General features: G+C 67.9%; 31 protein-coding genes and 2 tRNA genes. 17 read left to right on the top strand and 16 right to left on the bottom strand.

Features of this window, described 5'->3' with window-relative positions; all coding sequences use genetic code 11:
* Positions 1-151: 151 nt before the first annotated feature.
* The 4 genes from lexA to ACK4FB_RS14095 form a co-directional block, all read right to left on the bottom strand.
* A complete protein-coding gene (gene lexA, locus ACK4FB_RS14110) occupies positions 152-850 on the bottom strand; it encodes a transcriptional repressor LexA (protein ID WP_409753601.1) in 699 nt (232 codons plus the stop codon).
* Positions 851-941: 91 nt separating this feature from the next.
* Complete coding sequence (trpC, locus tag ACK4FB_RS14105; RefSeq protein WP_409753598.1) at positions 942-1,736, bottom strand: indole-3-glycerol phosphate synthase TrpC; 795 nt, start codon at positions 1,734-1,736, stop codon at positions 942-944.
* Positions 1,733-2,761, bottom strand: coding sequence for an anthranilate phosphoribosyltransferase (trpD, locus tag ACK4FB_RS14100; RefSeq protein ID WP_409753595.1), 1,029 nt, complete (start codon positions 2,759-2,761; stop codon positions 1,733-1,735). The genes trpC and trpD overlap by 4 nt, the downstream gene beginning before the upstream one ends.
* 3 nt (positions 2,762-2,764) lie before the next feature.
* Entirely contained in the window at positions 2,765-3,355 is a 591-nt protein-coding gene (locus ACK4FB_RS14095; protein WP_409753592.1) for an anthranilate synthase component II, read from the bottom strand.
* 114 nt (positions 3,356-3,469) lie between these two features.
* Here ACK4FB_RS14095 and ACK4FB_RS14090 point away from each other — a divergent pair, with 114 nt between their 5' ends.
* Positions 3,470-3,664 carry a hypothetical protein gene (locus tag ACK4FB_RS14090; protein WP_409753589.1) on the top strand — a complete coding sequence of 65 codons (195 nt, stop codon included), beginning with the start codon at positions 3,470-3,472 and terminating at the stop codon, positions 3,662-3,664.
* 31 nt (positions 3,665-3,695) lie between these two features.
* Entirely contained in the window at positions 3,696-4,367 is a 672-nt protein-coding gene (locus ACK4FB_RS14085; RefSeq protein ID WP_409753586.1) for a hypothetical protein, read from the top strand.
* Here ACK4FB_RS14085 and trpE read toward each other — a convergent pair whose 3' ends face one another.
* Both trpE and ACK4FB_RS14075 read right to left on the bottom strand, forming a co-directional pair.
* Positions 4,368-5,864 carry an anthranilate synthase component I gene (gene trpE, locus ACK4FB_RS14080; protein WP_409753583.1) on the bottom strand — a complete coding sequence of 499 codons (1,497 nt, stop codon included), beginning with the start codon at positions 5,862-5,864 and terminating at the stop codon, positions 4,368-4,370.
* On the bottom strand, positions 5,861-7,780 hold the full coding sequence (locus tag ACK4FB_RS14075) for a SurA N-terminal domain-containing protein (RefSeq protein ID WP_409753580.1): 1,920 nt from the start codon (positions 7,778-7,780) through the stop codon (positions 5,861-5,863). The genes trpE and ACK4FB_RS14075 overlap by 4 nt, the downstream gene beginning before the upstream one ends.
* Before the next feature lie 121 nt (positions 7,781-7,901).
* Here ACK4FB_RS14075 and tpiA point away from each other — a divergent pair, with 121 nt between their 5' ends.
* The gene (tpiA, locus tag ACK4FB_RS14070; protein WP_409753577.1) at positions 7,902-8,651 is read left to right on the top strand and encodes a triose-phosphate isomerase; all 750 of its coding nucleotides are present in this window, start codon (positions 7,902-7,904) and stop codon (positions 8,649-8,651) included.
* Between the two features lie 138 nt (positions 8,652-8,789).
* Here tpiA and mazG read toward each other — a convergent pair whose 3' ends face one another.
* Both mazG and ACK4FB_RS14060 read right to left on the bottom strand, forming a co-directional pair.
* Positions 8,790-9,587 (bottom strand): nucleoside triphosphate pyrophosphohydrolase, encoded by a 798-nt coding sequence (gene mazG, locus ACK4FB_RS14065; RefSeq protein WP_409753574.1) that lies wholly within the window; start codon positions 9,585-9,587, stop codon positions 8,790-8,792.
* Between the two features lie 9 nt (positions 9,588-9,596).
* Positions 9,597-10,997 carry an MFS transporter gene (locus ACK4FB_RS14060; RefSeq protein ID WP_409753571.1) on the bottom strand — a complete coding sequence of 467 codons (1,401 nt, stop codon included), beginning with the start codon at positions 10,995-10,997 and terminating at the stop codon, positions 9,597-9,599.
* A gap of 108 nt (positions 10,998-11,105) precedes the next feature.
* On the opposite strand from ACK4FB_RS14060, the gene ACK4FB_RS14055 reads away from it, so the two are divergent.
* From ACK4FB_RS14055 to wrbA, 3 genes are all read left to right on the top strand, one after another.
* A complete protein-coding gene (locus ACK4FB_RS14055) occupies positions 11,106-11,948 on the top strand; it encodes a peptidoglycan-binding protein (RefSeq protein WP_409753568.1) in 843 nt (280 codons plus the stop codon).
* Positions 11,945-12,406, top strand: a complete 462-nt coding sequence (locus tag ACK4FB_RS14050) for a hypothetical protein (RefSeq protein ID WP_409753565.1) — start codon at positions 11,945-11,947, stop codon at positions 12,404-12,406. Before ACK4FB_RS14055 ends, ACK4FB_RS14050 begins: the two co-directional genes overlap by 4 nt.
* Positions 12,407-12,514: 108 nt before the next feature.
* Positions 12,515-13,117, top strand: coding sequence for an NAD(P)H:quinone oxidoreductase (gene wrbA, locus ACK4FB_RS14045; protein ID WP_409753562.1), 603 nt, complete (start codon positions 12,515-12,517; stop codon positions 13,115-13,117).
* A gap of 55 nt (positions 13,118-13,172) precedes the next feature.
* Here wrbA and ACK4FB_RS14040 read toward each other — a convergent pair whose 3' ends face one another.
* Complete coding sequence (locus tag ACK4FB_RS14040) at positions 13,173-13,574, bottom strand: DoxX family protein (RefSeq protein WP_409753559.1); 402 nt, start codon at positions 13,572-13,574, stop codon at positions 13,173-13,175.
* A gap of 21 nt (positions 13,575-13,595) precedes the next feature.
* Entirely contained in the window at positions 13,596-15,113 is a 1,518-nt protein-coding gene (locus tag ACK4FB_RS14035) for an AMP-binding protein (RefSeq protein ID WP_409753556.1), read from the bottom strand.
* A gap of 227 nt (positions 15,114-15,340) precedes the next feature.
* Between ACK4FB_RS14035 and lipA the strand changes: the two genes are divergently transcribed.
* The 3 genes from lipA (at position 15,341) to ACK4FB_RS14020 (ending at position 17,514) form a co-directional block, all read left to right on the top strand.
* Positions 15,341-16,303, top strand: a complete 963-nt coding sequence (gene lipA, locus ACK4FB_RS14030; protein WP_409753553.1) for a lipoyl synthase — start codon at positions 15,341-15,343, stop codon at positions 16,301-16,303.
* 13 nt (positions 16,304-16,316) lie between these two features.
* Positions 16,317-16,766: a type II toxin-antitoxin system RatA family toxin gene (locus ACK4FB_RS14025; RefSeq protein WP_409753550.1), complete on the top strand. Its 450-nt coding sequence runs from the start codon at positions 16,317-16,319 to the stop codon at positions 16,764-16,766.
* A 73-nt stretch (positions 16,767-16,839) separates the two neighbouring features.
* Positions 16,840-17,514, top strand: a complete 675-nt coding sequence (locus ACK4FB_RS14020; RefSeq protein ID WP_409753547.1) for a glutathione peroxidase — start codon at positions 16,840-16,842, stop codon at positions 17,512-17,514.
* Here ACK4FB_RS14020 and ACK4FB_RS14015 read toward each other — a convergent pair.
* The gene (locus ACK4FB_RS14015) at positions 17,484-17,717 is read right to left on the bottom strand and encodes a hypothetical protein (RefSeq protein ID WP_409753544.1); all 234 of its coding nucleotides are present in this window, start codon (positions 17,715-17,717) and stop codon (positions 17,484-17,486) included. The genes ACK4FB_RS14020 and ACK4FB_RS14015 overlap by 31 nt on opposite strands.
* A 24-nt stretch (positions 17,718-17,741) precedes the next feature.
* Positions 17,742-17,831 (bottom strand) — tRNA-Ser (locus ACK4FB_RS14010).
* Positions 17,832-17,923: 92 nt separating this feature from the next.
* On the opposite strand from ACK4FB_RS14010, the gene ACK4FB_RS14005 reads away from it, so the two are divergent.
* The 5 genes from ACK4FB_RS14005 to ACK4FB_RS13985 are packed head-to-tail and all read left to right on the top strand — an operon-like array spanning position 17,924 to position 22,010.
* On the top strand, positions 17,924-18,769 hold the full coding sequence (locus ACK4FB_RS14005) for a septal ring lytic transglycosylase RlpA family protein (RefSeq protein ID WP_409753541.1): 846 nt from the start codon (positions 17,924-17,926) through the stop codon (positions 18,767-18,769).
* Between the two features lie 48 nt (positions 18,770-18,817).
* A complete protein-coding gene (tmk, locus tag ACK4FB_RS14000; RefSeq protein ID WP_409753538.1) occupies positions 18,818-19,444 on the top strand; it encodes a dTMP kinase in 627 nt (208 codons plus the stop codon).
* A complete protein-coding gene (locus tag ACK4FB_RS13995) occupies positions 19,441-20,427 on the top strand; it encodes a DNA polymerase III subunit delta' (protein ID WP_409753535.1) in 987 nt (328 codons plus the stop codon). The genes tmk and ACK4FB_RS13995 overlap by 4 nt, the downstream gene beginning before the upstream one ends.
* Complete coding sequence (locus ACK4FB_RS13990) at positions 20,428-21,207, top strand: TatD family hydrolase (protein ID WP_409753532.1); 780 nt, start codon at positions 20,428-20,430, stop codon at positions 21,205-21,207.
* Positions 21,204-22,010, top strand: coding sequence for an MBL fold metallo-hydrolase (locus ACK4FB_RS13985; protein ID WP_409753529.1), 807 nt, complete (start codon positions 21,204-21,206; stop codon positions 22,008-22,010). The genes ACK4FB_RS13990 and ACK4FB_RS13985 overlap by 4 nt, the downstream gene beginning before the upstream one ends.
* A 15-nt stretch (positions 22,011-22,025) precedes the next feature.
* Here the strand turns inward: ACK4FB_RS13985 and ACK4FB_RS13980 are convergent, their stop codons facing one another.
* From ACK4FB_RS13980 to ACK4FB_RS13970, 3 genes are all read right to left on the bottom strand, one after another.
* Complete coding sequence (locus ACK4FB_RS13980) at positions 22,026-22,394, bottom strand: c-type cytochrome (RefSeq protein ID WP_409753526.1); 369 nt, start codon at positions 22,392-22,394, stop codon at positions 22,026-22,028.
* A 158-nt stretch (positions 22,395-22,552) separates the two neighbouring features.
* The gene (locus tag ACK4FB_RS13975) at positions 22,553-22,858 is read right to left on the bottom strand and encodes an alkylphosphonate utilization protein (protein WP_409753523.1); all 306 of its coding nucleotides are present in this window, start codon (positions 22,856-22,858) and stop codon (positions 22,553-22,555) included.
* An 18-nt stretch (positions 22,859-22,876) separates the two neighbouring features.
* A tRNA-Leu gene (locus ACK4FB_RS13970) sits at positions 22,877-22,961 on the bottom strand.
* 95 nt (positions 22,962-23,056) lie between these two features.
* Here ACK4FB_RS13970 and ACK4FB_RS13965 point away from each other — a divergent pair.
* Positions 23,057-23,248 carry a hypothetical protein gene (locus tag ACK4FB_RS13965; protein WP_409753520.1) on the top strand — a complete coding sequence of 64 codons (192 nt, stop codon included), beginning with the start codon at positions 23,057-23,059 and terminating at the stop codon, positions 23,246-23,248.
* Here the strand turns inward: ACK4FB_RS13965 and ACK4FB_RS13960 are convergent.
* Positions 23,245-24,069, bottom strand: a complete 825-nt coding sequence (locus ACK4FB_RS13960; RefSeq protein WP_409753518.1) for an NAD(P)H-hydrate dehydratase — start codon at positions 24,067-24,069, stop codon at positions 23,245-23,247. The genes ACK4FB_RS13965 and ACK4FB_RS13960 overlap by 4 nt on opposite strands.
* A gap of 111 nt (positions 24,070-24,180) precedes the next feature.
* Here ACK4FB_RS13960 and ACK4FB_RS13955 point away from each other — a divergent pair, with 111 nt between their 5' ends.
* Both ACK4FB_RS13955 and glnA read left to right on the top strand, forming a co-directional pair.
* Positions 24,181-24,519 (top strand): P-II family nitrogen regulator, encoded by a 339-nt coding sequence (locus ACK4FB_RS13955; RefSeq protein WP_196838892.1) that lies wholly within the window; start codon positions 24,181-24,183, stop codon positions 24,517-24,519.
* Between the two features lie 74 nt (positions 24,520-24,593).
* A complete protein-coding gene (gene glnA / locus ACK4FB_RS13950; protein WP_409753515.1) occupies positions 24,594-26,003 on the top strand; it encodes a type I glutamate--ammonia ligase in 1,410 nt (469 codons plus the stop codon).
* Positions 26,004-26,123 lie beyond the last annotated feature (120 nt).

Below are 26,123 nucleotides of genomic sequence, written 5' to 3'. Positions count from 1 at the left end.
ATTGGTGAAGCGGTGGAGGGGGTAGGTCCGCTTCACCAATCCTGACGAACCTACGCGCCAGCCGGTCCGCGCACTACTCGACAAAAAAGGGGATGCGGATGCACCCCCTCCACCATCCGCGGATGGTCCCCCTCCCCCGATGGGGGAGGATTTAGTGATACCGCCGCATGAGGCCGACCAGCTTGCCCTGGACCTCGACCTGGTCGGGGCCGAAAATGCGGGTTTCGTAGGCGCGGTTGGCGGGCTCCAGCGCGATGGAGGCGCCTTTCTTTCTCAGACGCTTGAGGGTGGCTTCCTCGCCTTCCACAAGAGCCACGACGATCTCGCCGGAGCTGGCCGTGTCGACGCGCTTGATGACCACCATGTCGCCGTCGAGGATGCCCGCCTCGATCATGGAGTCACCCTCGATCTCCAGCACATAGTGCTCGCCGGCGCCCAGCATGCTCTCGGGCACCATCAGGCGGTCGCGCTCGTGCTGGATGGCCGCGATGGGCGTGCCGGCGGCGATCTTGCCCAGCAGGGGCAACTCGCGGGTGTCGTTGGCGGGCTGGATGGCGGCGGCGGGACGACCGGCGCCCTCAATCACCTGGGGCGTGAAGGCGGCGCGACCCCGTGACGGGGCCGAGGCGGTGGCCTGTTCCGGCATCTTGAGCACTTCCAGCGCCCGCGCCCGGTGAGCCAGGCGGCGGATGAAGCCGCGCTCCTCCAGCGCCGTGATCAGGCGGTGGATGCCGGACTTGGAGGCCAGATCCAGCGCCTCCTTCATCTCGTCGAACGAGGGCGAGACGCCCGTCTCCTTTATGCGTTCATGAATGAACATCAGGAGTTCGTGCTGCTTGCGCGTGAGCATCGGCGACTTTCCTCGCAGGCCGGTTCCGGGAATCACCCCGGGAACAAGCCGTGAACTGATGCCGATGTTCTGTAAGTGTTCTTCGTTAATGTCAACTTACCGACAGCAACGCTTTCGTCGCCGCGGTGACGTCATCCTGGCGCATCAGGCTCTCGCCCACGAGGATTGCGCGGGCGCGGGCGTGCGCCACGCGGGCGACATCGGCGGGGGAGAAGATGCCGCTTTCGGCAACCAGCAGCGCGTTGGACGGGCGCAGCAGGGCAAGGCGTTCGGTCGTTTCCAGATCGACCTCGAAGGTTCGAAGCGAGCGATTGTTGATCCCCACCAGATCGGCTTTCAGGCCGCAGGCGCGCGCCATTTCCTCTTCATCATGGGTCTCGACCAGGGCGTCCATGCCCAATCGCGCCGCCTCGGCCATCAGCTCGGCGGCCAGGGCGTCGTCGATCATGGCGAGGATGATGAGGATACAGTCGGCGGCCAGCGCCCGGCTCTCGGCCACCTGCCAGGGATCCACCAGAAAGTCCTTGCGCAGACAGGGCAGGGCGGTGGCCTCGCGGGCGGCGCCCAGATAAGCGTCGTCGCCCTGAAAGCTGGGGCCGTCTGTCAGGACCGAGAGACAGGCGGCCCCGCCGGCTTCATAGGCTTTGGCTAGAGCGGGCGGGTCGAAGTCGGGCCGGATCAGGCCCTTGGAGGGACTGGCCTTCTTGATCTCGGCGATCAGGGCCGGGCGGTCGGGCGCAGCCTTGTCCTCCAGCGCCTGACGAAAACCCCGCGGGGGCGAGGCCTCTGCGGCCATCGCCTCGATGTCGGCCTGTGAGCGGGCGGCCTTGCGCGCCGCCACGTCCTCGCGCTTGTAAGCGGCGATGCGGCTCAGAACGTCGGTCACGCGGCGGCCTCTTCCTCATTGGTGATGCGCACCAGGGCGTCCAGCGCGGCGCGGGCGCGTCCGTCGTCGATGGCGGCGGCGGCCAGGGCCGCGCCCTGGGCCAGATCCTCGGCCCGGTCGCTGACCACAAGGGCGGCGGCGGCGTTCAGCAGCACGATGTCGCGATAGGGCCCGGCTGCGCCGTCCAGCAGGGCGGTCAGGGCGCGGGCGTTGTGGGGGCCGTCGCCGCCCATCAGGTCTTCGATGGTCGCCTCGGGCAGGCCGGCGTCGGCGGCGGTGACGGTGAAGCGGCGCACAGCCCCGTCCCGCCATTCCGCGATCTCGGTGGGCCCCGTGGTGGTCAGTTCGTCCAGACCCTGGCCGTGCACCGTCCAGGCGCGCACGGCGCCAAGACGACCCAGCACCTCGGCCAGCGGTTCCAGCAGGCGCGAGTCGTAGACGCCCATGACCTGACGCTTCGCCGTCGCCGGATTGGAAAGCGGGCCCAGCAGATTGAAAACCGTGCGGAAGCCGATGTCGGCGCGCACCGGCGCCACATGCTTCATGGCGCTGTGGTGGGCGGGGGCGAACAGGAAGGCGATGCCGGCTTCATCAAGCGCGCGGCGCTGCCGGGCGGGCGAGGCGGACAGGTTTACGCCCAGCGCGGCCAGCACGTCGGACGATCCGGATTTCGAACTGACGGCCCGGTTGCCGTGCTTGGCCACCTTCAGGCCCGCGCCCGCGAGGACCAGGGCCGAGGCGGTGGAGATGTTGAAGGTGTGCAGCCCTGAACCGCCGGTGCCGCAGGTGTCGATCACCTCATAGGGCAGGTCCAGCTTCAGGGCGGCGGCGCGCATTTCCATGGCGAAGGCGGCGATCTCCTCCACCGTCTCGCCGCGCAGGCGCAGGGCGGTGACGGCGGCGGCCATCTGGGCGGGGGTCGGCTCGCCGCGCAGGCAGGCGGCGAAGAAGGTCCGCGCCTCGTCGGCGGTGAGGGGGCGGCCGTCGGCCAGCTTTGACAGGATGGGCTTGAAGGCGTCCGACATGGCTCAGGCGGCGGCCAGACGGCGCACGCCGGCAAGGTCGAGGAAGTTGGCCAGCAGGTCGTGGCCGCGCTCAGTGGCGATGGATTCAGGGTGGAACTGGACCCCGTGGATCGGGCGGGAGCGGTGCGCCAGCCCCATGATCTCGCCGTCGGCGGTCCAGGCGGTGACCTCCAGCACGTCCGGCAGGCTTTCGCGCTCCACCGCCAGGCTGTGATAGCGGGTGGCGGTGAAGGGGTCGGGGAGGCCCCGGAACACGCTCTTGCCTTCATGCCTGATGGGCGAGGTTTTGCCGTGCATAAGCGTTTTGGCCCGGATCACCTTGCCGCCGAAGGCCTGCCCCATGGCCTGATGGCCGAGGCAGACCCCGAAGATGGGCAGGCTGTCGGGGGCCTTGGCCAGCACGTCGAGGCAGATGCCCGCCTGATCCGGTGCGCAGGGGCCGGGCGAGAGCAGCACAGCGTCCGGGTTCAGGGCCAGCGCCGCCTCGGCGCTCATGTCGTCGTTGCGGATGACATGCGTCGGCGCACCCAGTTCCGCCAGATAGTGGACCAGGTTGTAGGTGAAGCTGTCGTAGTTATCGACGACCAGGATCATGATCCGGCTGTTCTAGGCCTGGCGCGCCGTCTCGCCAAGGAGAATGCGCCTGTCCCGGAAAGGGAAAGCTAACGGGTGCGTCCTACGGTCCTCTGTCAACAAGCGGATAGTTCCATGACCGAGGCCGACGCCATTCAACGCGCACGTGACCTGCTGGCACCGCCGGCGGTTCGCGATCCGGCCATGGGCGCGCTGGGCGCGGCCCTGCTGGCGGCTGTGTCCGCCCTGATGCTGGCCGGCGCGGTGATCGTGGGGCCGGGGTTCGAGGTGGACCCGTCCTCATCCGTTGTGGTTCGCGGCTTTGACTGAGTCTGGCCCGGCGCTTGCTGGAGCGCCGTCCATGCGCACCATTCTGACACTCTCCGCCGTCGTCGTCCTGGCCGCCGCTTGCGCGCCGCGACCGCATCCCTATCCGGTCGCCGAGGCGCCCTATCTGCTGCATGTGCCGGCGCCGGGGACGGATTACCGTTATCGCAGCGGGCCCCAAGGCTTTGGCCGCACGGGACCGGTCTATGCGCCCGGCCCGGCATACGGTCCGTACCGCCCCGGACCCGGCTATGGCGGACACGGACAGACTTATCAGGAGCCCGCGCCACAGGGCCCGCCGCCGGGTCATGACAGTTACGGCTACAGGTATGGGTATGAAGCCTATGGCGATGGGCCGCGCGTCCAGAGTTATTCGAACGGCTATTCCTGGGGCGACCGCCGTCATTCGGTGCGCGGCGGTTCCAGCTATGAAAGCCGCGAGATGATGACCGAGGAAACCTACGTCACGGGCGGAGTGATCGTGGAGCCCCAGGCGCCGCGCGCGCCGCATCGACCTGCGCCAGAGCCTTATCCAGAAACGTCGACCTATCAGCCCTATCCCGGCCCCTACGCTGAATATCCGAGGTTCGAGCCGCACCGGGCCGAGCCTTCGCCCTTCGAGACGCCGCACGCCGGGCCTCCGCCTGTCCAGTCTCAGCAACCGCGGCCGCCCTATCCTGACGCGGGCCCTGAGCCGTTCTACTGATCAGCCGAAACGCCAGGCTTCCTCCGCGGCGGCCTTGAGGGCGCGAGACTTGTGCAGGGTCTCTTCGTACTCGGCCTTCGGATCGCTGTCGGCGACCACGCCGGCGCCCGCCTGAACATGCATCATGCCGTCCTTGAACAGGGCGGTGCGCAGGACGATGCAAGCGTCGATCTCGCCGCCTGACGAGATGTAGCCCGCCGCGCCCGCATAGCCGACGCCGCGCTTGACGGGCTCCAGTTCGTCGATGATCTCCATGGCCCGCACCTTGGGCGCGCCGGACAGGGTGCCGGCGGGCAGGGCGGCCAGCAGGATGTCCACTGGATGCAGGTCCGGCCGGGCCTTGCCTGTGACGTTGGACACCAGATGCATGACGTGGCTGTAGCGCTCCACGAAGAAGCTCTTCGTCACCTTGACCGAGGCGGGCTCGGCCACCCGGCCCACGTCGTTGCGGCCCAAATCCACCAGCATCAGATGTTCCGCCAGCTCCTTGGGGTCGGCCAGCAGCTCGGCCTCCAGCGCCTGATCTTCTTCCGGCGTCCTGCCGCGCGGACGGGTGCCGGCCAGGGGACGGATGGTCAGTTCGCCGTCGCGCAGGCGGACCAGAATCTCGGGGCTCGAGCCCGCCAGCTGGAAATCGCCGAAATTCATGTGGAACAGGAAAGGCGACGGGTTGGTGCGGCGCAGCGAGCGGTAGAAGGCGAAGGAATCCCGGGCGAACGGCGCGCTGAACCGCTGGCTGGGCACCACCTGGAAGATGTCGCCGGCGGCGATGTAGTCCTTGGCCCGTCCGACGATGGCCGCGAAGCCGGCTTCTGTCTCGGAGCCCTGGAAGACAACGGGATCGGGCGCGCCGGGGACGGGACGGGGCGTAGGCTGGTTCAGGCGCTCGACCACGGCGTCCAGCCGGGCCACGGCGGCGGCGTAGGCGGCTTCGGGCTCGCCGCCGTCGGGCCATGCCGGGGTGGCGAGGATGATCTCCTGGGCCACGCCGTCGAAGATGGCGACGATGGACGGGCGGGTCAGGACGGCGTCGGGCAGGTCCAGCGGATCGGGATTGGCCTCCCCGATGGGCTCAAACAGGCGAACCAGATCATAGCCGAAGACCCCGAACACGCCCGCGGCCATGGGCGGCAGGCCCTCGGGCAGGGCGATGCGCGCCTCGTCCACCAGACGCTTCATGGAGGCCACGGCGTCGTCGGGCTCGGCCGTGAAGCGGTCCGCCGCGATGTCGTCGCAGCGCGCGACCTCGGCCTTGTCGCCGCGGCAGCGCCAGACCAGATCGGGCGCCAGGGTCAGGATGGAATAGCGACCGCGCCAGGCGCCGCCCTCGACGGATTCAAACAGAAAGGCGTAGGGCTCGCCCTGGCCCAGTTTGAGACAGGCGGAGACGGGGGTCTCCAGATCATCGATCAGGCGGCGGAACACCACCTGCGCCCGGCCTTCGCCCCATCCGTGCGCAAAATCCTCCGGGGAGGGCGAAGCGGCGCCCTGGCTCATTCTTGCTCAGCGACGGGGGCGGTCGGCGCCTGCGACGGATCGATACCCAGGGCGTTCAGAGCGCGTTCCGGCCACGTGCGGGGCTCGATGGCGCGGCTGGCGGCGGCGCGAGCATCCTGTCCAAGGGCTTCGGCCAGTTGCATGGTCAGGCGCGGGCGGGCCTGCTCCGCCACAGGGGCGGCCAGGGTCGCCACCGGGGCGCGGACACGATCCACACGGCCGATGACGAAGCTTCCCTGGTCCTGCTGACCGGTGAACACCTGATCGGCGCCCTGACTGAACAGGCCGCGCAGAACGCCTTGACCGACCTGTTCCTGAACATCCTCCGTCTGTTGAAGGCCTGTGCGGGTGGTCAATTGGGCGTTCACTGAGGCCGCCACTTCGGCGATGGATTCCCCGCCGCGAATCCGGCCCGCCAGTTGATCGGTCAGGGCCGCCAGCCGGCGGCTGGTTTCCCGCTGCATCCAGCGCTGGGTCAGGAAGTCACGCACTTCGTCCAGTTCGGGCATGGTCGCGGCGCGGACCTCATTCACGCGGACCACGAAGTACTGGCCCTGGCCGGCGTCGATGACGTCGCTTTCACCGCCTTCCTCAAGGGTGAAGGCGTTGCGCAGGACCGGTTGCGGAGCGTTCAGCGGTTGCCCGTTGGGCAGACGGCCGTCCTCGGTGAAGGGGGGCAGGTCGATGATCCGGGCGCCGGCGGCTTCCACCGCCTCCGCCAGTGATCCGCCATCCTGTCGAGACTGCTCGAACCGCTCCACGGAGTTGTAGGTGGCGCCGCGCACGGCTTCCTCGCGCAGTTCGGCCACGATGGCTTCGCGGCTGTTTTCCAGGGTGGCCGCCTGACCGGGCGTCACCGCACGGAGCTGGATCACGGTCTGACCCAGGCCGCTGGCCACGGGGTCGGAAACCTGACCGGCCTGCATGCCGAAGGCGGCGGCGGCGACGGCGGGGTCGGTCACCGCAGAGCGCGGGCGATTGTCGTATTCCACCGGCTGTATGTCGTTGGCCTCGGCCACCTGGGCCGGGCTCTGCCCTGCACGCAGGGCTGCGGCGACGGCGGCGGCCGTCTCTGCGTCGCGGGCGGTCAGGGTGGTGAAGGTGCGGGTCTCGGGCTGGGACAGGGAGTCCCGGCGGAATTCGAAGCGCTCCTGGATCTGGGCGTCCGTCACGCTCGGCGGCGCCGCGTCGGGTGCGGGGCCGAACACCACCAGGGAGATGGTGCGGAACTCGGGTTGGCGAAGCTGGTCGGCGTTTTCGGTGAGGAAGGCCTGCAGCTGTTCCTCGGTGGGGGCGGGGGTTTCGCCGGCCATGGCGGGGGTCACCACGAACCAGCTGCCGTCGCGGGTGTGCAGGGCCTGGGCGGCCAGGGCGGCGCCGTAGATGCGCGGGACACGCAGACCGGCGTACAGCGCGGCGCCATAGTGATTGGCGGCCAGCTGGTCGCGGATTTCCTGCTCGAACTGCGCCTCGGTCAGGTTCTGCGCGGCCAGGGCTTGGGCGTACTGGGCGCGGTCAAACTGTCCGGTGATCTGGTTGAAGAAAACGGGGAACTCACGGATCTGCTGGGCGATGAGCTCGGCGCCGGGGCGCAGGCCGGCGCGCCAGGCCCACGCGAAGAACCCTTCGGTTTCGGCAAGGCCATCCAGGATCTGGATGTGGCCGCCCTGGGCGACGAGATCCTGCATGGTCACGGACTGGCCCGACTGCTCGCGATAGTTCTGCAGCTGCTGATCGACGATGCGGCGGTAGTCGGTCTGGCTGACTTCGCGCGATCCGGCCTTGATGACGGGCCCGCTGCGGCTTCCGCCGCCCAGGAAGTCGGTGGTGCCGACGATCACGAAGCTGAGGGCGATCAGGCCCACGATGATCGGGGCGACCCAGGACTTCGAAAGCTTGCGGAACGAGGAGATCATGCGGCGGGCCCTGGATCGCGAAGCGCAAGAGTGCGCAGACTGGCCGTATAGGGGAGGGGGCGGCGGTCCCGCAAGCGGGCAGCCCCTTGGCTTGGCCTTATGGCCCGCCTAAACAGCCCCCATGACCGAAATGCGACGGCTGATCGCCGGAAACTGGAAGATGAACGGGACCGGCGCGTCCCTTGATGAGGCGAAAGCGCTGGCCGAGGCGCTGAAGACCGAACCCTCCGCCGTGCGGGTGGCCCTGTGCCCGCCCGCGACCCTGATCGAGCGCCTGGCGCGGACCGTCGAGGGGTCCGCCGTCGAGGTGGGCGGCCAGGACTGTCATGGCGAGGCGTCGGGCGCCTTCACCGGCGATGTGTCGGCCGGGATGCTGGCGGACGCCGGCGCGGGGCTGGTGATTCTGGGCCATTCGGAACGGCGGGCGTTGCACGGCGAGACCGACCCCCAGGTGGCGGCCAAGGTGGAGGCGGCGCTGGCCGCCGGGCTGGAGCCGATCATCTGCGTCGGCGAGACGCTTGAGCAACGCGAGGCGGGACAGGCCGTGGCGGTCGTTCAGGCCCAAGTGGCGGGATCGCTTCCCAAGTCACTGAATGGAAAAGATTTTTCTGTCGCCTATGAGCCCGTCTGGGCGATCGGCACGGGCCTGACCCCGACGGTGGAGCAGATCGAAGAGGTCCACCAAGCGGTGCGGGCCGCCATGGTGGAACGGCTCGGCGAAACAGCCCGCGCGGCGCCGATCCTGTACGGCGGCTCGGTGAAGCCGTCGAACGCCGCCGAAATCCTGCGCACCCCCGAGGTGGGCGGGGCGCTGGTGGGCGGGGCTTCCCTGAAGGCCTCGGATTTCCTGGGAATCATCCGGGCGGCCTGATTGGATCGGCCGAGGATTTCAGACATCCGGCCGAAAAAAACAGTGTCCGAATTGTCCGAATTGTCCGAAATGGGCTCCGAGGTTTCCTGATGTCGGCCTCATTATAGGGCCGCTGGAAAGCGGTGGGCGCAAATAAACTCAGCCCGCCTTCTCCGCCGCCTTGGCCGCGTTCCACAGGGCGTCCATCTCCGCCAGGTCGGACTGGTCCGGCGTGCGACCGTCCCTGGCCAATTCGGCTTCGATGAAGGCGAAGCGGCGGATGAATTTGGCGTTGGCGCCGCGCAGGGCGTCCTCGGGCTCCACCTCCAGCTTGCGGGCCAGGTTGGCCACCACGAACAGCAGGTCGCCCATCTCCTCGCGGGCCTTGTCCAGATCGCCCGCCGCGATCTCGGCGCGCAGCTCGGCCACTTCCTCGTGCAGCTTGTCGAACACCTCGTCGGTGGAGGGCCAGTCGAAGCCGACGCGGCCCGCCCGCTTCGTCAGCTTGGCGGCGCGGGCCAGGGCTGGCAGGCCCACGGGTACGTCGTCCAGAACCCCGTGCTGGGCTTTTGCCACCCGTTCACCCGCCTTGATGTCCTCCCAGCGCGCTTTCTGGGAGACGGCGTCCGTTCTGGCCGCCTCGTCGCCGAAGACGTGGGGGTGGCGACGCTCCAGCTTGTCGGCCATGGCGACGGCCACATCATCGAAGGCGAACAGGCCCTGCTCCTCAGCCATGCGGGCGTGGAACACCACCTGGAACAGCAGGTCGCCCAGTTCGCCCTTCAGGTCGTTCAGATCGCCGCGCTCGATGGCGTCGGCCACCTCATAGGCTTCCTCGATGGTGTAGGGCGCGATGGTGGCGAAGGTCTGGGCCACGTCCCACGGACAGCCGCCGTCGGGGGCGCGCAGGCGCGCCATGATCTGGATCAGGCGGTCGATGGGGCGAGGCTCGGTCATGGCGGGGGCTTATCGTGCTGTGCTTGCGGCATCCAGCGCCGCGCGGATCTCGGCGTGGCGGCTCTGGGTCAGGGGATAGCGGTAGAGCGCCCAGGCGCCGAGGATCAGGCACAGGGCCGGCAGACCCGCGAACATGACCTGAAGCCACATCAGGGCGGCGGGGCTATTGTTCTCAACCAGCGCCGGATTGAAACCGGCGAACTGCAGGCCGGTGAAAGTCAGCACCGACACCGCATAGCCCAGCTTGGAGGTGGCGGTCAGGATGGAGAACAGCAGGCCGGTGCGGTCCGCGCCCTGCTCCAGCCGGACCTGATCGGCCACGTCGGCCATCATGGCCCGCAGCAGCAGGTCGCCCGAGGCGAAGGCCAAGCCCACCAGCGCCACCATGATCGCCGCCATGATCAGGGGCGAGACGCCAAGCAGAGTGGCCAGGACCGGCGCCCCGAAGCTGGCCAGCAGCAGGGTCACGGCGAAATAGACGCAGGCCAGGATCAGGGCGGCGTGCTTGCCCAGCCGCACAGCCAGCGCGCTCCAGACCGGGGCGCCGATCAGGCCGGCCACGAAATAGACCAGCAGCAGGATCGAGGTCTGGGCCCGTTCAAACCCTTGCACCGCCTCGAAGAAGTAGAAGAACAGGGCGCCCACCACGCCGCGGGCGACGCCCAGCATCAGGTCCGCGCCCAGCAGGCGCTGCATCACCGGCAGCTTGAACAGGCTGAGATAGGCGAAGCGCGAGGCCTTGTCGGCCGGCGGGCCGGGGGGAGGCTCGGGGGTGAAAGCGAAGGTGATGGCCAAGGTCACGGGCAGGGCGATGACGATGAACCAGCCCTGCCAGCGCACGGCGGCGGCGTAGTCGCCCCAGCCCATGGACTGGACCAGCACCGGGATCAACAGCACGGTCAGCACGCCGACGATGTTGGCGGTCTGCCACCAGCCGTAGATGCGCGAACGCTGGTCGTAGTCCGAGGACAGGGCCGAGGCCCAGCTGATCTGCGACAGGATGCTGACCGAGAAGCCCAGAGACATGATGATCAGCCACAGGGCCAGATAGCCGCCGCCGGCGCCGGGCCGCACCATGAACAGCATGGCCACCGCCACCATCAGCACCGGCGCGGCCAGCCCCATCCACAGGCGATAGCGGCCGAAGCGGCTGTGGGTGCGGTCGATGACCATGCCCAGCGCCGGGTCGACGAAGATGTCGGCCATGCGGATGACGAGGAAGATGATCCCCACCAGCGCCAGATCCACGCCCACATGGCTGGCGTAGAACTCGGGCAGGGTCACATAGACCGGCAGACCCAGCGCCGCGTAGGGCAGGCAGGCGGCCGAGAAGGCGGCCAGCACCCCGTTGCTGCGGCGCGGCGCGGGCGTGGGCGATGAGGCAGCAGACGAGGCGGCGGGCTGGGTCATGGACGAGCCTGAGACGGCCGCTGAGTCGCGGTCTCCGGCATCAGAGCGCTGCGGATGTTCCTCGGCAAGCCGCTTGCGGGCGCGCGCGGGCTGATCGAATGTGAGGCCATGACTGCTTCGCGCCTGTTCCTGACCCTGCTGATCGCTTTCGGGCTGGCGACGACCGCCCGCGCGCAGTCGCCGGACGATCCCTGCTGGGTCGAGCTGGACGCGTTCAGCGATGCGGCTGTCGCCAACGGGCAGTCGGTGCTGGGCCTGGAATGGGCGCCCTTCGCCGGCGTTGAGACAGGGTGGGAGACCTATGCGCCGCTGATCCAGCAGGAGCTGGCGACCTCGTGCTCGCCGGGTTCGCCCGGCTTCGCCTCGGCCCTGGCGACGTTCCAGACCCGCTACGGCCTGGCGCCGACCGGGGTGTTCGACGCCGCCACGTTCCAGGTGTTTCGCGGCGTGTGGCAGGAGCGAAGGCCCTTCGTCATGGCGCGGGTGGCCGGCGAATGTCCCGAGCCGCCGCCCATCAACACCTGGGCCTATTTGCTGCCCGAGGAAGAGCACGCCGACCGCCTCACCCGCATGCTGCGCCGGGACGTGCTGGAGGCCTACCGCCGCATGGCCGCCGCCGCCCGGGCGGAAGTTCCCGAGATCGCGGCCAATCCGGAGCTGCTGCAGATCTTCTCCGGCCTGCGCGATCCGGCCGCCGACGCGGCCCGCTGCGCCGCCGAAGGCAACTGCGACGGTCTGCGCCGGGCGGTGTGTTCGCCGCACCGGACCGGCACGGCCATCGACCTCTATGTTGGCCACGCCTTCGGCTACGGGGTGGATTCTACAGACGCCTACAACCGGCTGCACCAGAGCCGGGGGCCGACCTATCGCTGGCTGGTGGCCAACGCCCGCCGGTTCGGTTTCGTGCCCTATGTCTATGAGCCCTGGCACTGGGAATGGGTGGGGCCGTGATCCGGCGTCTGACGGACGGCGAACGGGCGCTGGCGTCTGAGGTGTTCGGTGACGCTGTCAGGCTGAACGCCGTCCGCATCATGGCCTCGCCGTTCCCGCGCGCCTTCGTGCCGGGGCGCTGGTTCGGGCGGGACTGGATCGTCTGGCCGCGTCGGGTCTTGCCGGCCGACATCGCCGTGGCGGCGGTGGCCCCCCAGGCTGTCTTCATCCATGAACTGGTGCACGTCTGGCAGGCGCAGCAGGGGGTGAACCTGCTGCTGGCCAAGCTGAAGGCGGGGGACGACCGCGCAGCCTACGCCTATCCGCTGGAGGCTTGCGTGTGGGAGGGGCTCAACATCGAACAGCAGGCGTCGGCGGTGGAGCACGCCTTTCGTCTCAGCCGGGGCGGGGCGGTTCCGGGGGATGCGGCGTTCTATCGGGCCGTCGCGCCCTTTCCCTGCGGCCTGAATCGCGCCTGATCCATCTTTTCCGATGATGGCAGGTTGAAACGGGTAAAGAGGACGCCCAGATCAGCAACTGGACTGGTTGCAATACCGGACCGCGATCATTCAGACAGGAAGCTCCCCATGCCCAAGATCCTCGTGCTTTATCATTCCACCTACGGTCATATCGAGAAGATGGCCGAAGCTGTCGCTGAAGGCGCGCGTCAGGTGGAAGGCGCCCAGGTCGACATCAAGCGGGTGCCCGAACTGGTGCCGGAAGAGCTGGCGCGCAAGTCGGGCTACAAGCTGGACCAGACCGCGCCCATCGCCACCATCGATGAGTTGGGCGGCTATGACGCCATCATCATCGGCGCCGGCACCCGGTTCGGCACGGCCGCATCGCAACTGCGCAACTTCCTCGACCAGACCGGCGGCCTGTGGGCCAGCGGGGCGTTCACCGGCAAGGTCGGCTCGGCCTTCACCTCGACCGCCTCCCAGCACGGCGGCCAGGAAACCACCCTCATCGGCATGATCCAGACCCTGCTGCACCACGGCATGGTGGTGGCGGGCCTGCCCTACGCCTGGCAGGGGCAGCTGCGTATCGACGAAATGACCGGCGGCAGCCCCTATGGCGCCACCACCATCACCGGCGGCGACGGCTCGCGCATGCCCAGCGACAACGAGCTGGAAGGCGCCCGCTGGCAGGGCCGTTATGTGGCCGAGACGGCGAAGAAGCTGCACGGCTGATCGCATACAGGCCAACTCCGCCCCTCATTCTCATCGGAATGAGGGGCGGGATCGGTCAGGCGCGCTTGCGCATGAGCGCGTCCAGGCTCCACGGGCCAGGACCGGCGAAAATGAAGTAGAAAAAGGCGAAGCAGTACATGATGGCCAGCTCGCCGCCGTTGTTCAGCGGATAGACCTCGCCGGGCGCGTGGAACTGCCAGTAGGCCACGGCCATCATGCCCGAGAGGATGAAGGCGGTCGGGCGGGTGAACAGGCCCACAATGATGAGGGCGCCGCCGACAAGCTCAAGCGCCCCGCCTATGCCCATCTGGGTCATCAGATCAAAGGGGCCGCGCGCCTCGGCCGGGAAGCTGAAGATTTTTTGCGTGCCATGCTGGATGAACAGCAGGCCGGTCACGATGCGGAAGATGCTGAGCACCCTGGGCGACCAGGCCGCCAGAGCCGATGTCTTGATCATTGTCTTGCCCCCAATGGACGGTCAGGCCGCCCTGGATTGAACCTCGGCCATCTTCTGGATGGCCACATAGTCCGTCTTGCCGGTGCCGAGCACCGGAAGTTCGCCAACCTTCACTATACGCTTCGGAACCGCAAGCTCCGGCGCGCCGTTGGTGCGGGCCCATTCGGCCAGGGGCGCCACCTCGGCGTCGCTGCGGTCGGTGACCAGAACCAGACGCTCGCCCTTGCGGCTGTCGGGGATCGAGACCACGGCGTGGCGACCCTCGGGCCAGACGGCGTCGGCGATGCCCTCGACAGCGGTCAGGCTGACCATCTCGCCGCCGATCTTGGCGAAGCGCTTGACCCGCCCGAGGATGGTGACAAAGCCCTCGGCGTCCAGATCCACGATGTCGCCGGTGTCGTGCCAGCCGCCCGGCAGGGCCTCAAGACGTTCCGGATCATCGGGCGACAGATAGCCGGCCATGACGTTGGGGCCGCGCAGGAACAGGCGCCCGCCCTGGTCGATGCCCTCGACGGGCTCGAGCCGCCACTCCATGCCCGGCAGGATCTGGCCCACGGTGCCGAAGCGGTTGGTCCCGGGCTGGTTCACCGCCACCACGGGGGCGGCCTCGGTGGCGCCGTAGCCCTCCAGCAGCTCCAGCCCGCCAAAGCGCTGGTTGAACATCTCGCGGGTCTCGTCGCGCACCCGCTCGGCGCCCGCGACCACGAACTGGATGGTCGAGAAGTCGTCGGGGCCCGCCACCCGTGCGTACTGATTCAGGAAGGTGTCGGTGGTCATCAGCACCGAGGCGTTCACCCGGGGCAGCAGGTCGGTGATCTGCTTGGCGTGAAGCGGGGAGGGGTACTGAAACGCCTTCAAGCCCTGCAGCATGGGAAGGATCACCCCGCCGGTCAGGCCGAAGCAGTGGAAGGTCGGCAGCGGATTGAAGAACACCCAATCGGGGTCCAGGTCGATGTGCGAGGCGATCTGCAGGGCGTTGGCCACCAGATTGGCCTGGGTCAGCATGACTCCCTTGGGCGCGCCGAAGCTGCCCGAGGTGAACAGGATCACACCTGCCTCGTCGGGGCTGGTTTCGGCACGGAACTGTTTGGGGAAGATGCCGGCCATCAGGCCGTACAGCTTGTCCTGAATCCCGACGGTCTTGCGGATGTCGTCCAGCCAGATGATCTCGGCCACGGGTTCAAGCGCCACGACCAGGTCGTCCAGCTTGGCCTGTTCGATGAAGCGGCGCGCGGTCAGAATCTTCTTCACGCCGGCGGTGGCGCAGGCGGCTTTCAGGTTGCGGGCTCCGGAGGTGAAATTCAGCATCACCGGGGTTCGCCCGAAGGCGTGCAGGCCGAAAAAGGTCACCACGACGCCCATGCTGGACGGCAGCATGATGGCCACGCGCTCGCCGGGCTCGGTGATAGCCGCGATCTTGCGGCCCAGCACGAAGGCGGCGCGGATCAGGCCGGTGTAGGTCAGGGGCTTCCTGTCCTGATCCTCGATGATCTCCTTGTCGCCAAACCGTTCACGCGCGCCGATAAGGGCGTCGAACATGGATTGCTGAACAGACTTCTCATCAAACGGAACCGGCAAGCGTACGTCTCCCTTGAGGGCTGTGGCGCCCCTCTGTCTTTTCGCAGCGTAAACTAGAGGCGGGTCAGACCGTTGAAAAGGTCTGTAACATCCGGGAGCGTGAAAGCCTTCGTGACTTGGGCGGGCCTTGCCTTTGAGGGCTGAAAGTCCGACATAGCGCCTTCGTTGCAAGGAGCTCCGTCACGCCGATGGTGACGCTGATCGACACCCTGGCCCGGAAGCCGTCCGAGCTTCGCCATCCGGAAAAGCAGAACCGGCCGGAAAGCCCTGTGCTGCGCAAGCCGGACTGGCTGCGCGTCAAGGCGCCGGGGTCGGGCCAGTACAACGCCACCAGGGCCATCGTGAAGGACAAGGGCCTCGTCACCGTGTGCGAGGAGGCGGCCTGCCCGAACATCGGCGAGTGCTGGAGCCAGAAGCACGCCACCCTGATGATCATGGGCGACACCTGCACGCGGGCCTGCGCCTTCTGCAATGTGAAGACCGGGCTGCCCCAGCCGCTGGATCCGGAAGAGCCCGGCAAGGTCGGGCTGGCCGTGGCCCAGCTTGGCCTGAACCATGTGGTCATCACATCGGTGGACCGCGACGACGTTTCCGACGGCGGCGCGGCCCATTTCGCCGAGGTGGTGCGCCAGATCCGGCTGCAGGCGCCGAAGACGACCGTCGAGATCCTGACGCCCGACTTCCTGCGCAAGGACGGTGCGGCCGAGGTGATGATCGACGCCACGCCCGACGTGTTCAATCACAACCTGGAGACCGTGCCGCGCCTGTATCTGAAGATCCGGCCCGGCGCCCGCTACTTCCATTCCCTGCGCTTGCTGCAGATGGTCAAGGAGCGCGATCCGAACCAGTTCACCAAGTCCGGCATCATGGTCGGCCTGGGCGAGACCAAGGAAGAGGTCATGCAGGTGATGGACGACATGCGCTCGGCCGGCGTCGATTTCATCACCATCGGCCAGTACCTGCAGCCCACCCGCAAGCACGCCCCCATCGACCGCTTCGTCACGCCGGAAGAGTTCAAGGCCTATGAGGCCATCGCCCGGGCCAAGGGCTTCCTGATGGTGTCGTCCTCGCCCCTGACCCGCAGTTCGCACCACGCCGGGGACGACTTCGCCCGGCTGAGGGCGGCGCGCATGGCCCAGCTGGGTCGCTGAGGCGCCGTTCCGCTTGGCCGTTCACCGCGTCACCCGCATCCTGCCGTACACGCCCGACCAGCTGCTGGAGCTGGTCGCGGACGTGCGCGCCTATCCCGAGTTCGTGCCGTGGGTCACATCCATGCGGGTCTGGAACGAGCGGGAGGAGGGCCCCGGCGTGACCCTTCTGGACGCCGAGGCCGGGGTGGGCTTCGCGGTGCTGCGGGAGAAATTCTCCACCTGGGTGCGGCGTGACGCGAACCGCAATGTGGTGGAGGTGGGCCTGATCCGCGGGCCGTTCAAGCATCTCAAGAACCGGTGGGAGTTCCATCCTCACCCCGACGGCGCACGGCTGGAGTTCATGATCGACTTCGCCTTCAAGTCGCGCATGCTGGACATGATGCTGAGCGCCAATTTCGACCGGGCCGTGAACGCCCTGATCCGCTGTTTCGAGGCGCGGGCGCGGGCCTTGTACGGCGGCTGAGCCTGTCCGGCGTCCAGCTATGGGCGTGGCGCGTATTTGGGCCTATCCTTGTGAGGAAGACGGAGGGTTCATCATGTCGCGCATCTCCCTGACGGGCATCGCCCTGGTCGCTGCTCTGGCCGCCTGTGACCGGGCCGAGCCGGCCGCTGGCGCCGAGACCGCCCAGGCGGAAGAGCAGGAACTGGCCCCGACCGAGGCCGTCAACGCCGCCGTGGCGGAACATCAGGCCCTGTTCGCCGCCGCGCCGCCTGTGCAGCAGGCCCCCGAGGGCACGGCCTACCGCTTCGCCTTCGACGGCCTGTCCACGCCCAGCCTGCCCATGACGGCGTTCCAGGGCGACGTGGTGCTGGTGGTGAACACGGCATCAAAGTGCGGTTTCACGCCCCAGTACGAGGGGCTTCAGACGCTGTACGAGGAATATGGCGCGCAAGGCTTCGCTGTGGTCGGCGTGCCTTCGGGCGATTTCCTGAATCAGGAGCTGGAGACCGCCGAGGACATCCGCGAGTTCTGCACCCTGAACTTCGGCGTCACCTTCCCCATGGCGGGCCGCACCCGCGTCACCGGCGATGACGCCCACCCGTTCTATCAGTGGGCCCGCGCCGAGATGGGCCAGTCGGCCGTGCCCGCCTGGAATTTCCACAAGCTGCTGATCGACCGCCAGGGCCGCTTGATCGCGGCCTTCCCCTCGACCACGACGCCCACGGCCGACGAAATCCGTCAGGCGGTCGAGCGGGCGTTGTCGGCCTGACCGGTGTAGAAAGCCTGCTCGCCCATGAGGTTGAACACCCACGGTCCTTTCAGGAAATAAGCCGGCGCGCTGTCCTCCATGCGGAACCACCAGCCGTTGGCCTCCCAGTACAGACAGGTCTTGCCCTGGGTGTCCCAGACATATTCGTCCGACTGGTAGAACGCCGGCTCACCGGCCGGGGTGTAGAACCACTTCACGGCCATGACGTCCTCTCGTCTTCGGTCTGATGGCGGACAGGGTGGGATTCGAACCCACGGTAGGCTCACACCTACGGCGGTTTTCAAGACCGCTGCCTTAAACCACTCGGCCACCTGTCCGGCGCGGGGTGCATAGCAGGGAAGGGGGGCGTTAACCAAAGCGGAAAATTTCGCGGCGATGATGCAGGCCCGATTCACTGAACGAGGCAGGCGTGCTGGAACGGCTCATCCCATCTCTGCGCATCGGCATCGCGGCGGCGTCCATGCTGTTTCTGGCGGCGTGCGCCTCGGGCGGCGGGCGGGATCTGCCGCGCGGGGGCGTGCTGACGCCGCCCGTGGTCAGCGACCCCGCGCCCATCGTCAGCGGCACCATGCGCCCGTATCAGATCCGGGGCCGCTGGTATCATCCGGCGCACCAGCCCAACTATGAAGAAACGGGGCAGGCGTCCTGGTACGGGCCGGGCTTCCACGGCCGTCCTACCGCCACGGGCGAACGGTTCGACGAGAACGCCCTGACCGCCGCCCACAAGACCCTTCCACTGCCCGGCCTGGTCGAAGTCACCAACCTGTCCAACGGGCGCAGCGCCATCCTGCGCCTGAATGACCGGGGTCCGTTCGTGGACGGCCGCATCATCGACCTGTCGCGTGGCGCGGCCCAGGAACTGGGCCTGCTGAACGCAGGGGTGGGCCAGGTGCGGGTGCGCTATCTGGGTCCCGCCCCGCGCCAGGGCGGCTGGGTCGCCGGCGGCGTGCAGACGGCCTCGGCGCCGGCGCCTGCGGCGACGCCGGTTCCAGCGGTCGCCCCGGTTGTGAGGGGCGTGACCACCCCATCCACCAGCATCTACTGGATCCAGGCGGGCGCCTTTTCGGATCGGGGCAACGCCCGCGCCGCCGCCCGCCGTCTGGGCGAAAGGGCGAGGGTCGATGCGGCCCATGTGAACGGCCAGCGACTGTGGCGGGTCATGGTCGGGCCATGGGGCGATCCCAACCAGGCGGAGCAGGCGCGGCAGGGCGTCATCGCCCACGGATTCGTCGACGCGGCCATCGTCGGGGGATAGAGGCGGCTTCGGGCTTGCCTCAGGCGTCAGGCTCGCCATTGTGCGGGCGTGACTCGCGGACGGTTCATCACCCTTGAAGGCGGCGAAGGCGCCGGCAAATCCACCCAGGCCCGCCGCCTGGCCGAAGCCCTGCGCGCTGAGGGCCATGAGGTGGTGCTGACCCGCGAGCCGGGCGGATCGCCGGGCGCCGAGATCTTGCGCGAGATCCTGGTCAACGGCGCGGCCGATCGCTGGACCCCCACGGCCGAGGCCCTGTTGATGTATGCGGCCCGCTCCGATCATCTGGACCGGCTGATCCGTCCGGCGCTGGCGCGGGGCGCCTGGGTCATCAGCGACCGGTTCGCCGATTCCAGCCGCGCCTATCAAGGCGCTGCGGGCGGTCTGGATCCGGATTTCATCGAGGCGCTGGATCTCGGCGTGGTGGGCGGGGACCAGCCGGACCTGACCCTGATCTTCGATCTGCCGGCGTCGGCGGGTCTGGCCCGCGCGGCCGGTCGCGGCGCCGCCGAGGCGCGGTTCGAGGGCAAGGGCGCGGCCTTTCATGAGCGCCTCCGCGACGGCTTCGCCGCCATCGCCAAGGCCCACCCGGAACGCTGTGTCATGGTCGACGCCGACGCCACGTCAGACGCCGTGTTCGACCGCATCTGGTCCGTGGTCCGGGAGCGGCTGGCGTGAGCGACCACCCCCGCGACCGCTTCGACCTTCAGCCCCATCAGGAGGCCGAGCGCGCCTTCACCGACGCCCTGTCGCGCGGGCGACTGCACCACGCCTGGATGCTGACCGGGGTCGAGGGGGTCGGCAAGGCCACCTTCGCCTACCGCGCCGCGCGTCGCCTGCTGGGCGCCGAGCCGGACCCGTCGCGGGGCGAGTTGGGCGCGCGGCCCATGGATCCGGTCAGCCAGCTCGTCTCGGCCCAGTCGCACCCCGACCTGATGATCCTCGAGCGGGCCGGGGAGGGCGCCAGGCTGAAGCGCAACATCTCGGTGGATCAAGCCCGCGAACTGCCGGAGTTCTTCTCCATGAGCCCGTCGCGGGCGCGCTACCGGGTGGCGATCATCGACGCGGCGGACGATCTGAACATGAACGCCGCCAACGCCTTGCTGAAGGTTCTCGAGGAGCCGCCGGAGCGGGGCGTGCTGTTCCTGGTCACCCATGCGCCGGGCCGGCTGCTGCCCACCATCCGCTCGCGCTGCCGCCGCCTGAACTTCCCCAACTGGAGCGTGGAGGCGCTGGGCGCCCTGGTCGGCCGGCAGGCGGGTCTGGCCGACGAGGAGGCGGGCCGCATCGCCGCCATGGCCGCCGGATCGCCGGGCGCGGCCCTGACGCTGGCGGGCGACCAGATGCTGGAACTGGACCGGCTGGCGCGGGGCTGGGTCAATGACGGCCGGGCGGACATCGCCGAGGAGATCGCCCAGGCCGCCAAGTTCCGGGGCGCCGAGGGCGCGGAGAATTTCGACCGCCTGTTCGACCGCCTGATGGCGGCGGTGAAGGATCGCGCGGCCTCGTCCAGCGGGCGGGAAGCCGCCGCCTGGTCCGAGACCTGGAGCCGTCTCAGCGTCATGCCGGACCAGGTGTCGGGCATCAATCTGGACCGGGCCGACGTTCTGGCCGCCGCCATGGCCGAGATCGGCCGCGCCCAGCGCATCGGAGCCGCCTGAATGATGATCGACAGCCATGTGAACCTGCACGCGCCCCAATTTGACGAGGATCGCGACGCGGTCATCGCCCGGGCGCGCGCGGCGGGCGTGGGGGTGATGGTGGAGATTTCCGACAAGGTGTCCACCTTCGAGGCGACCTACGCCCTGGCCGTGGCCCATGACGACATCTGGTGCACGGTCGGGACGCATCCGCACGAAGCCAAGGAAAATCCGTGTCTTGAAGCGGATGACCTGATCCAGTTTGCGAAGCGTGCAAAGGTGGTGGGGATCGGCGAATGCGGGCTGGATTTCCACTACGACCTCAGCCCCCGCGATGTTCAGGCTCAGGTCTTTCGGGCCCATGTGGCCGCCGCCCGCGAAACCGGCCTGCCGCTGGTGGTCCACACCCGGGAGGCCGACGACGTGATGGCCGAGATCCTGCGCGAAGAGCACGCCAAAGGACCGTTCAAGTTCCTGATGCACTGCTACACAAGCGGCCCGGAACTGGCTGAACTGGCGGCGGAATTGGGCGGATGGTTCTCGGTCTCCGGCATCGCCACCTTCAAGGCGGCCGAGGATGTGCGGGCGGTGATCCGCGCCATGCCCGAAGACCGCATCATCGTGGAGACCGACTGCCCCTATCTGGCACCCGTGCCCCATCGAGGCCGCCGCAACGAGCCGGCCTACATCGGCCACGTACTGGACAAGCTGGCTGAGGTTCGGGGCTGGAGCCGCGAAGAGGCGGAACGGCGCACGACCGACGCCTTCTTCAATCTGTTCGACCGGATTCCCCGCCCGTGAGCGGTCGCTGGGTCTTCACCATCCTGGGCAGCGGATCGTCGGGCGGCGTGCCGCGCGGGGACGGCGATTGGGGCGATTGTGATCCCGACAATCCCCGAAACCGCCGCCGCCGCTGTTCGCTTCTGGTCCAGCGTTACGGGGCAGGGGAGACGCCCACCAGCATCCTGATCGACACCTCGCCGGACCTGCGCGAACAGATGCTGGACGCGCAGGTCCGCCATCTGGACGCGGTGCTCTACACCCACGACCACGCCGATCAGGCCCACGGCATCGACGACCTGCGGGTGTTCGCCATGCGCACCCGGCGGCGCATTCCATGCTGGATGGACGCCGCCACGCGCGCCACGCTGGAGAGCCGGTTCCGCTACATATTCGAGTCCGTGGAGGGCTATCCCGCCATCTGCGATGTGCACGACCTGCCGCCGCTGGGGACGCCGTTCACCGTCGACGGACCGGGTGGTCCGGTGGAGGTCATGACCTTCGACCAGTTGCACGGCCCGATCCACAGCATCGGCTATCGCATCGGTCCCGTGGCCTATTCGCCGGATGTTTCCGATCTGGACGACGGGGCGCTGGCCGAGGTCGCTCGCGCCGACACCTGGATCGTCGACGCCTTGCGCTGGACGCCGCATCCGACCCACACCCACGTGGACAGGACCCTGGGCTGGATCGCGCGGTCCGGGGTGAAGGCGGCCGTGCTGACGAACCTGCATCTGGATCTGGACTACGCCGCTCTGAAGGCGGTCGCGCCCGCCAATGTGGATGTGGCCTGGGACGGCCTGGCCCTGACCTTCACCGCCTGACGTCAGCTGACGCCGTCAGTCTTCCTGGATGGACGCCAGATAGGCGATCAGATCGCGGTTCTGGCCGGCGTCCAGCACGAACTCCGGCATGGCGGAGTGCGTGGTCACGAACCCTTCGGCGAACGCTTCCTCCAGCTGCTCAACCGGATAGCGGCGGCTGATCTCGCGAAGGGGTGGAGCCCCCGCCAGCGGGTTCGCGCCGTCATCGCCCACAGCATGGCATGCCGCACACTGCTCGCGAGCGAAGACGGCGCCGCGCGCCGCCGAGCCCAGCTCTCCCGGCGGCGGACTGTCGATGGGCACGGCCGCCGTCTGCTGCGGCGCTGGATCGGCGGATGTGCAGGCTGCCAGCAACAACACCGCCAGGACGGACCGAATGATCATGATGGCTTCCTTCTCAGACCGTCTCAACGCGCCGCCCGAGCGGGTGATCCTTGATGCCGATCCCTGTGCTGTCAATCACCTGACCATCTCTGGTTTCACATAATATATCTTAGGCGATAACTGGATATGTCTTCCAGGGCGTTCAGGCCCCCTCGGCCCTACACCTTCCTGACGAACTCGGCGCGCAGGACCAGGCCTTTGATGGTCGGGTGGCGGCAGTCGATTTCCTGGTCGTCGCCGGTCAGGCGGATGGACTTGATGACCGTGCCGCGCTTCAGGGTCTGGCCGGCGCCCTTGACCGCAAGATCCTTGATCAGGGTCACGCTGTCGCCGTCGGCCAGCGCATTGCCAACGGCGTCGCGGACGACGACCTGGCTCGCTTCTGCGTTTGCGGCCGCCTCCTCCGGGCTGAGCCATTCGCCCGTACCCTCATCATAGACGTAGTCGCCGCTGTCAGTGGTCATGTCGCTCCCGGGAGCCCGTGGTGCGGATGAGAGGACTCGAACCTCCACGCCTTGCGGCGCTGGAACCTAAATCCAGTGCGTCTGCCAGTTCCGCCACATCCGCATGAGGCAGGCTTGGCCTCTAGGACGTTCCGGTGCGTAATGGCAAGGGGAACCGGAGGTCGCCGCCACGCAGTCGTAGTGGTATAGGGAACTGTGATGGGACAGTCATTTCATTACAGACCGGCTGATTTCACCGACGCGGAGGTTGAAGCCCTGCGCCTGAAGCTGCTCGATGCGGCCGGACGAATGACCGAAGATCAGGTTTTGATGCTGGCGGACGCCCTGCATGAGGTGATGCGTCGGCGTCGCGGGTCGCGGGCGTTTCAGCGGGCAAATCTGAGCCACTAGTCCAGTAGTGCGCTCAACACCGGTCCGATGCGGTCCGGCAGATCCTCCGAGATCAGCCCCGGCCCGACCGCCCGGCCCGCCTCGGCGTGCATCCACACGGCGGCGCAGGCGGCGTCGAAGCTCTCCATTTTCTGGGCCAGCAGGCCGCCGATCATGCCGGCGAGGACGTCGCCCGTCCCGGCCGTGGCCAGCCAGGGCGAGCCGTTCCGGTTGACCGAAAGCCGTCCGTCCGGGGCTGCGATCACCGTGTCGGCCCCCTTCAATAGGACAACGGCGCCGGCGGTCGCGGCGGCGCGGCGGGCGGCCCCTTCCCTGCCGTGCTGCTTCAAAAGGCCCGGGAACAGGCGCTCGAACTCGGCTGCGTGGGGCGTCAGCACGTCGTCGGGGTCCAGACCCGCGAACAGGTCCCCTGCCCGGGCCTCGAACAGGCTCAGGCCGTCAGCGTCGATGACCAGGGCGGCCCGGTTCCGCTGCAGGGCCGCGATGTTGGCGGCGGTCGCGTCGGTGAGGCCCGCAGCAGGGCCGATGATCATGGCGTCCATGGGGGCGGCCAGGTGGCCGAGGTCCTCGGCGCCGTCGAACACGTCCAGCATCACCGCTTCCAGCACCGGGGCCAGAACCATCGCGGCGTCGGGCGGGCAGAACACCTTCACCAGCCCCGCCCCCATGCGCAGCCCGGCCCGGGCAGCCAGCCGCGCGGCTCCGGTGCGCAGGGCCGGACCGGACACAACGCCTAGCCGGCCGCGGCTGTGCTTGTGGCTGTCAGCGCCCGGCCGCGGCAGCGCGGAGCGCCAGAGGTCCGGATGGTTGGTCTGGGTCATGGCGCCATCACGCTGTGACAAAACTGCAAAAGAGGCTTGCGTTATTGTGCGATGCAATGTCCCTTATCATCCCGTGTGCCGAGTGGCGAAACGCCGCGCTTCGGGGAGCCTATGAAGAAGATCGAAGCCGTCATAAAGCCCTTCAAGCTGGATGAAGTGAAGGAAGCCCTTCAGGACATCGGGGTTCAGGGCATGACCGTTCTGGAGGCCAAGGGATACGGTCGCCAGAAGGGGCACTCCGAACTCTACCGGGGCGCCGAGTATGTCATCGACTTCCTGCCCAAGATCAAGCTGGAGGTCGTGGTTCCCGACGACATGGCTCCGGCCGTGGTCGAGGCGATCCAGACCGCCGCCCGCACCGGCAAGATCGGCGACGGCAAGATCTTCATCACCGATGTGTCCGACGTCATCCGCATCCGCACCGGAGAGACCGGAGCCCAGGCCATCTGACCTTCCGCCGCCGGCCGTTCCTTCGCGGGAGCGGCCGTTTCCTTTTCAACCTCCCCAAACCTGGACTTACGAGAATGAGCAGCGCCAGCAAGATCCTCCAAGAGATCAAGGACAAGGACGTGAAATACGTCGATGTCCGTTTCACCGACACGCGGGGCAAGCTTCAGCATGTCACCTTCGACATCGACCTGGTGGACGAGGACTTCCTGAACGAGGGCACCATGTTCGACGGCTCGTCCATCGCCGGATGGAAGGCCATCAACGAGTCCGACATGCTGCTCAAGCCGGATCTGGACACAGCCTATATCGACCCGTTCTACCAGCAGACCACCATGTTCCTGTTCTGCGACGTGATGAACCCGGACACGGGCGAGCCCTATTCCCGCGACAGCCGCTCCATGGCCAAGAAGGCGCTGGCCTATGTCCAGTCCTCCGGCGTGGGCGACAAGGTCTATTTCGGCCCCGAGGCCGAGTTCTTCATCTTCGACGACGTCCGTTGGTCCACCGCCGCCCACGAAACGGGTTATGCCTTTGATTCCACGGAACTTCCGGCCAACACGGGCGCCGAATACACCGAAGGCAACATGGGCCATCGCCCGCGCGCCAAGGGCGGCTATTTCCCCGTGAACCCGGTGGACTCCGGCCAGGACCTGCGCGGCGAGATGCTGGCGGTCATGAAGGACCTGGGCCTGGAGCCCGAGAAGCACCACCACGAGGTCGCCCCGGCGCAGCACGAGCTGGGCCTGAAATTCGCCGAGCTGGTGACCATGGCTGACCGTCTGCAGCTGTATAAGTACGTCATCCACAACGTGGCGGCGGCCTACGGCAAGTCGGCCACCTTCATGGCCAAGCCCATGTTCGGCGACAACGGCTCGGGCATGCACGTGCACCAGTCCATCTGGAAGGACGGCAAGCCCATGTTCGCCGGCGACAAGTACGCCGGCCTGTCGGAGCAGTGTCTCTGGTATATCGGCGGCATCATCAAGCACGCCAAGGCCATCAACGCGTTCTCGAACTCCACCACCAACAGCTACAAGCGTCTGGTGCCCGGCTACGAAGCGCCGGTGAAGCTGGCCTACTCCAGCCGCAACCGCTCCGCCTCGATCCGCATCCCGTGGGTGTCCTCGCCCAAGGCCAAGCGTATCGAAGCCCGCTTCCCCGATCCCATGGGCAACCCCTACCTGACCTTCGTCGCCCTGCTGATGGCCGGCCTCGACGGCATCGAGAACCGGATCGATCCGGGCGCGGCCGCCGACAAGAACCTGTACGACCTGCCCCCGCAGGAGCGCGGCTCCATCCCCGAGGTCTGCGGCTCGCTGCGCGAGGCGCTGGAGAACCTCGACAAGGACCGCGAGTTCCTCAAGAAGGGCGGCGTCATGGATGACGACTTCATCGACAGCTACATCGAGCTGAAGATGGAAGAGGTCGAGCGGCTGCAACTGCACCCGCACCCGGTCGAATTCGACATGTACTACAGCTGCTGATCTTTCGGCGGCGAAACCCGGGCGTTCCGGGTCGATGATGAGGGCGTCGGGGGGGAAACAAAGAAAAAACGGGGGGGACGGAGGAGGCCCCTATTTTTGCCTTTCGGTGGGAAAAAAAAA

Source organism: Brevundimonas sp. (genome assembly GCF_046299535.1).
GTDB lineage: Bacteria > Pseudomonadota > Alphaproteobacteria > Caulobacterales > Caulobacteraceae > Brevundimonas.
This window is presented reverse-complemented; position numbering and strand designations above follow the sequence as displayed.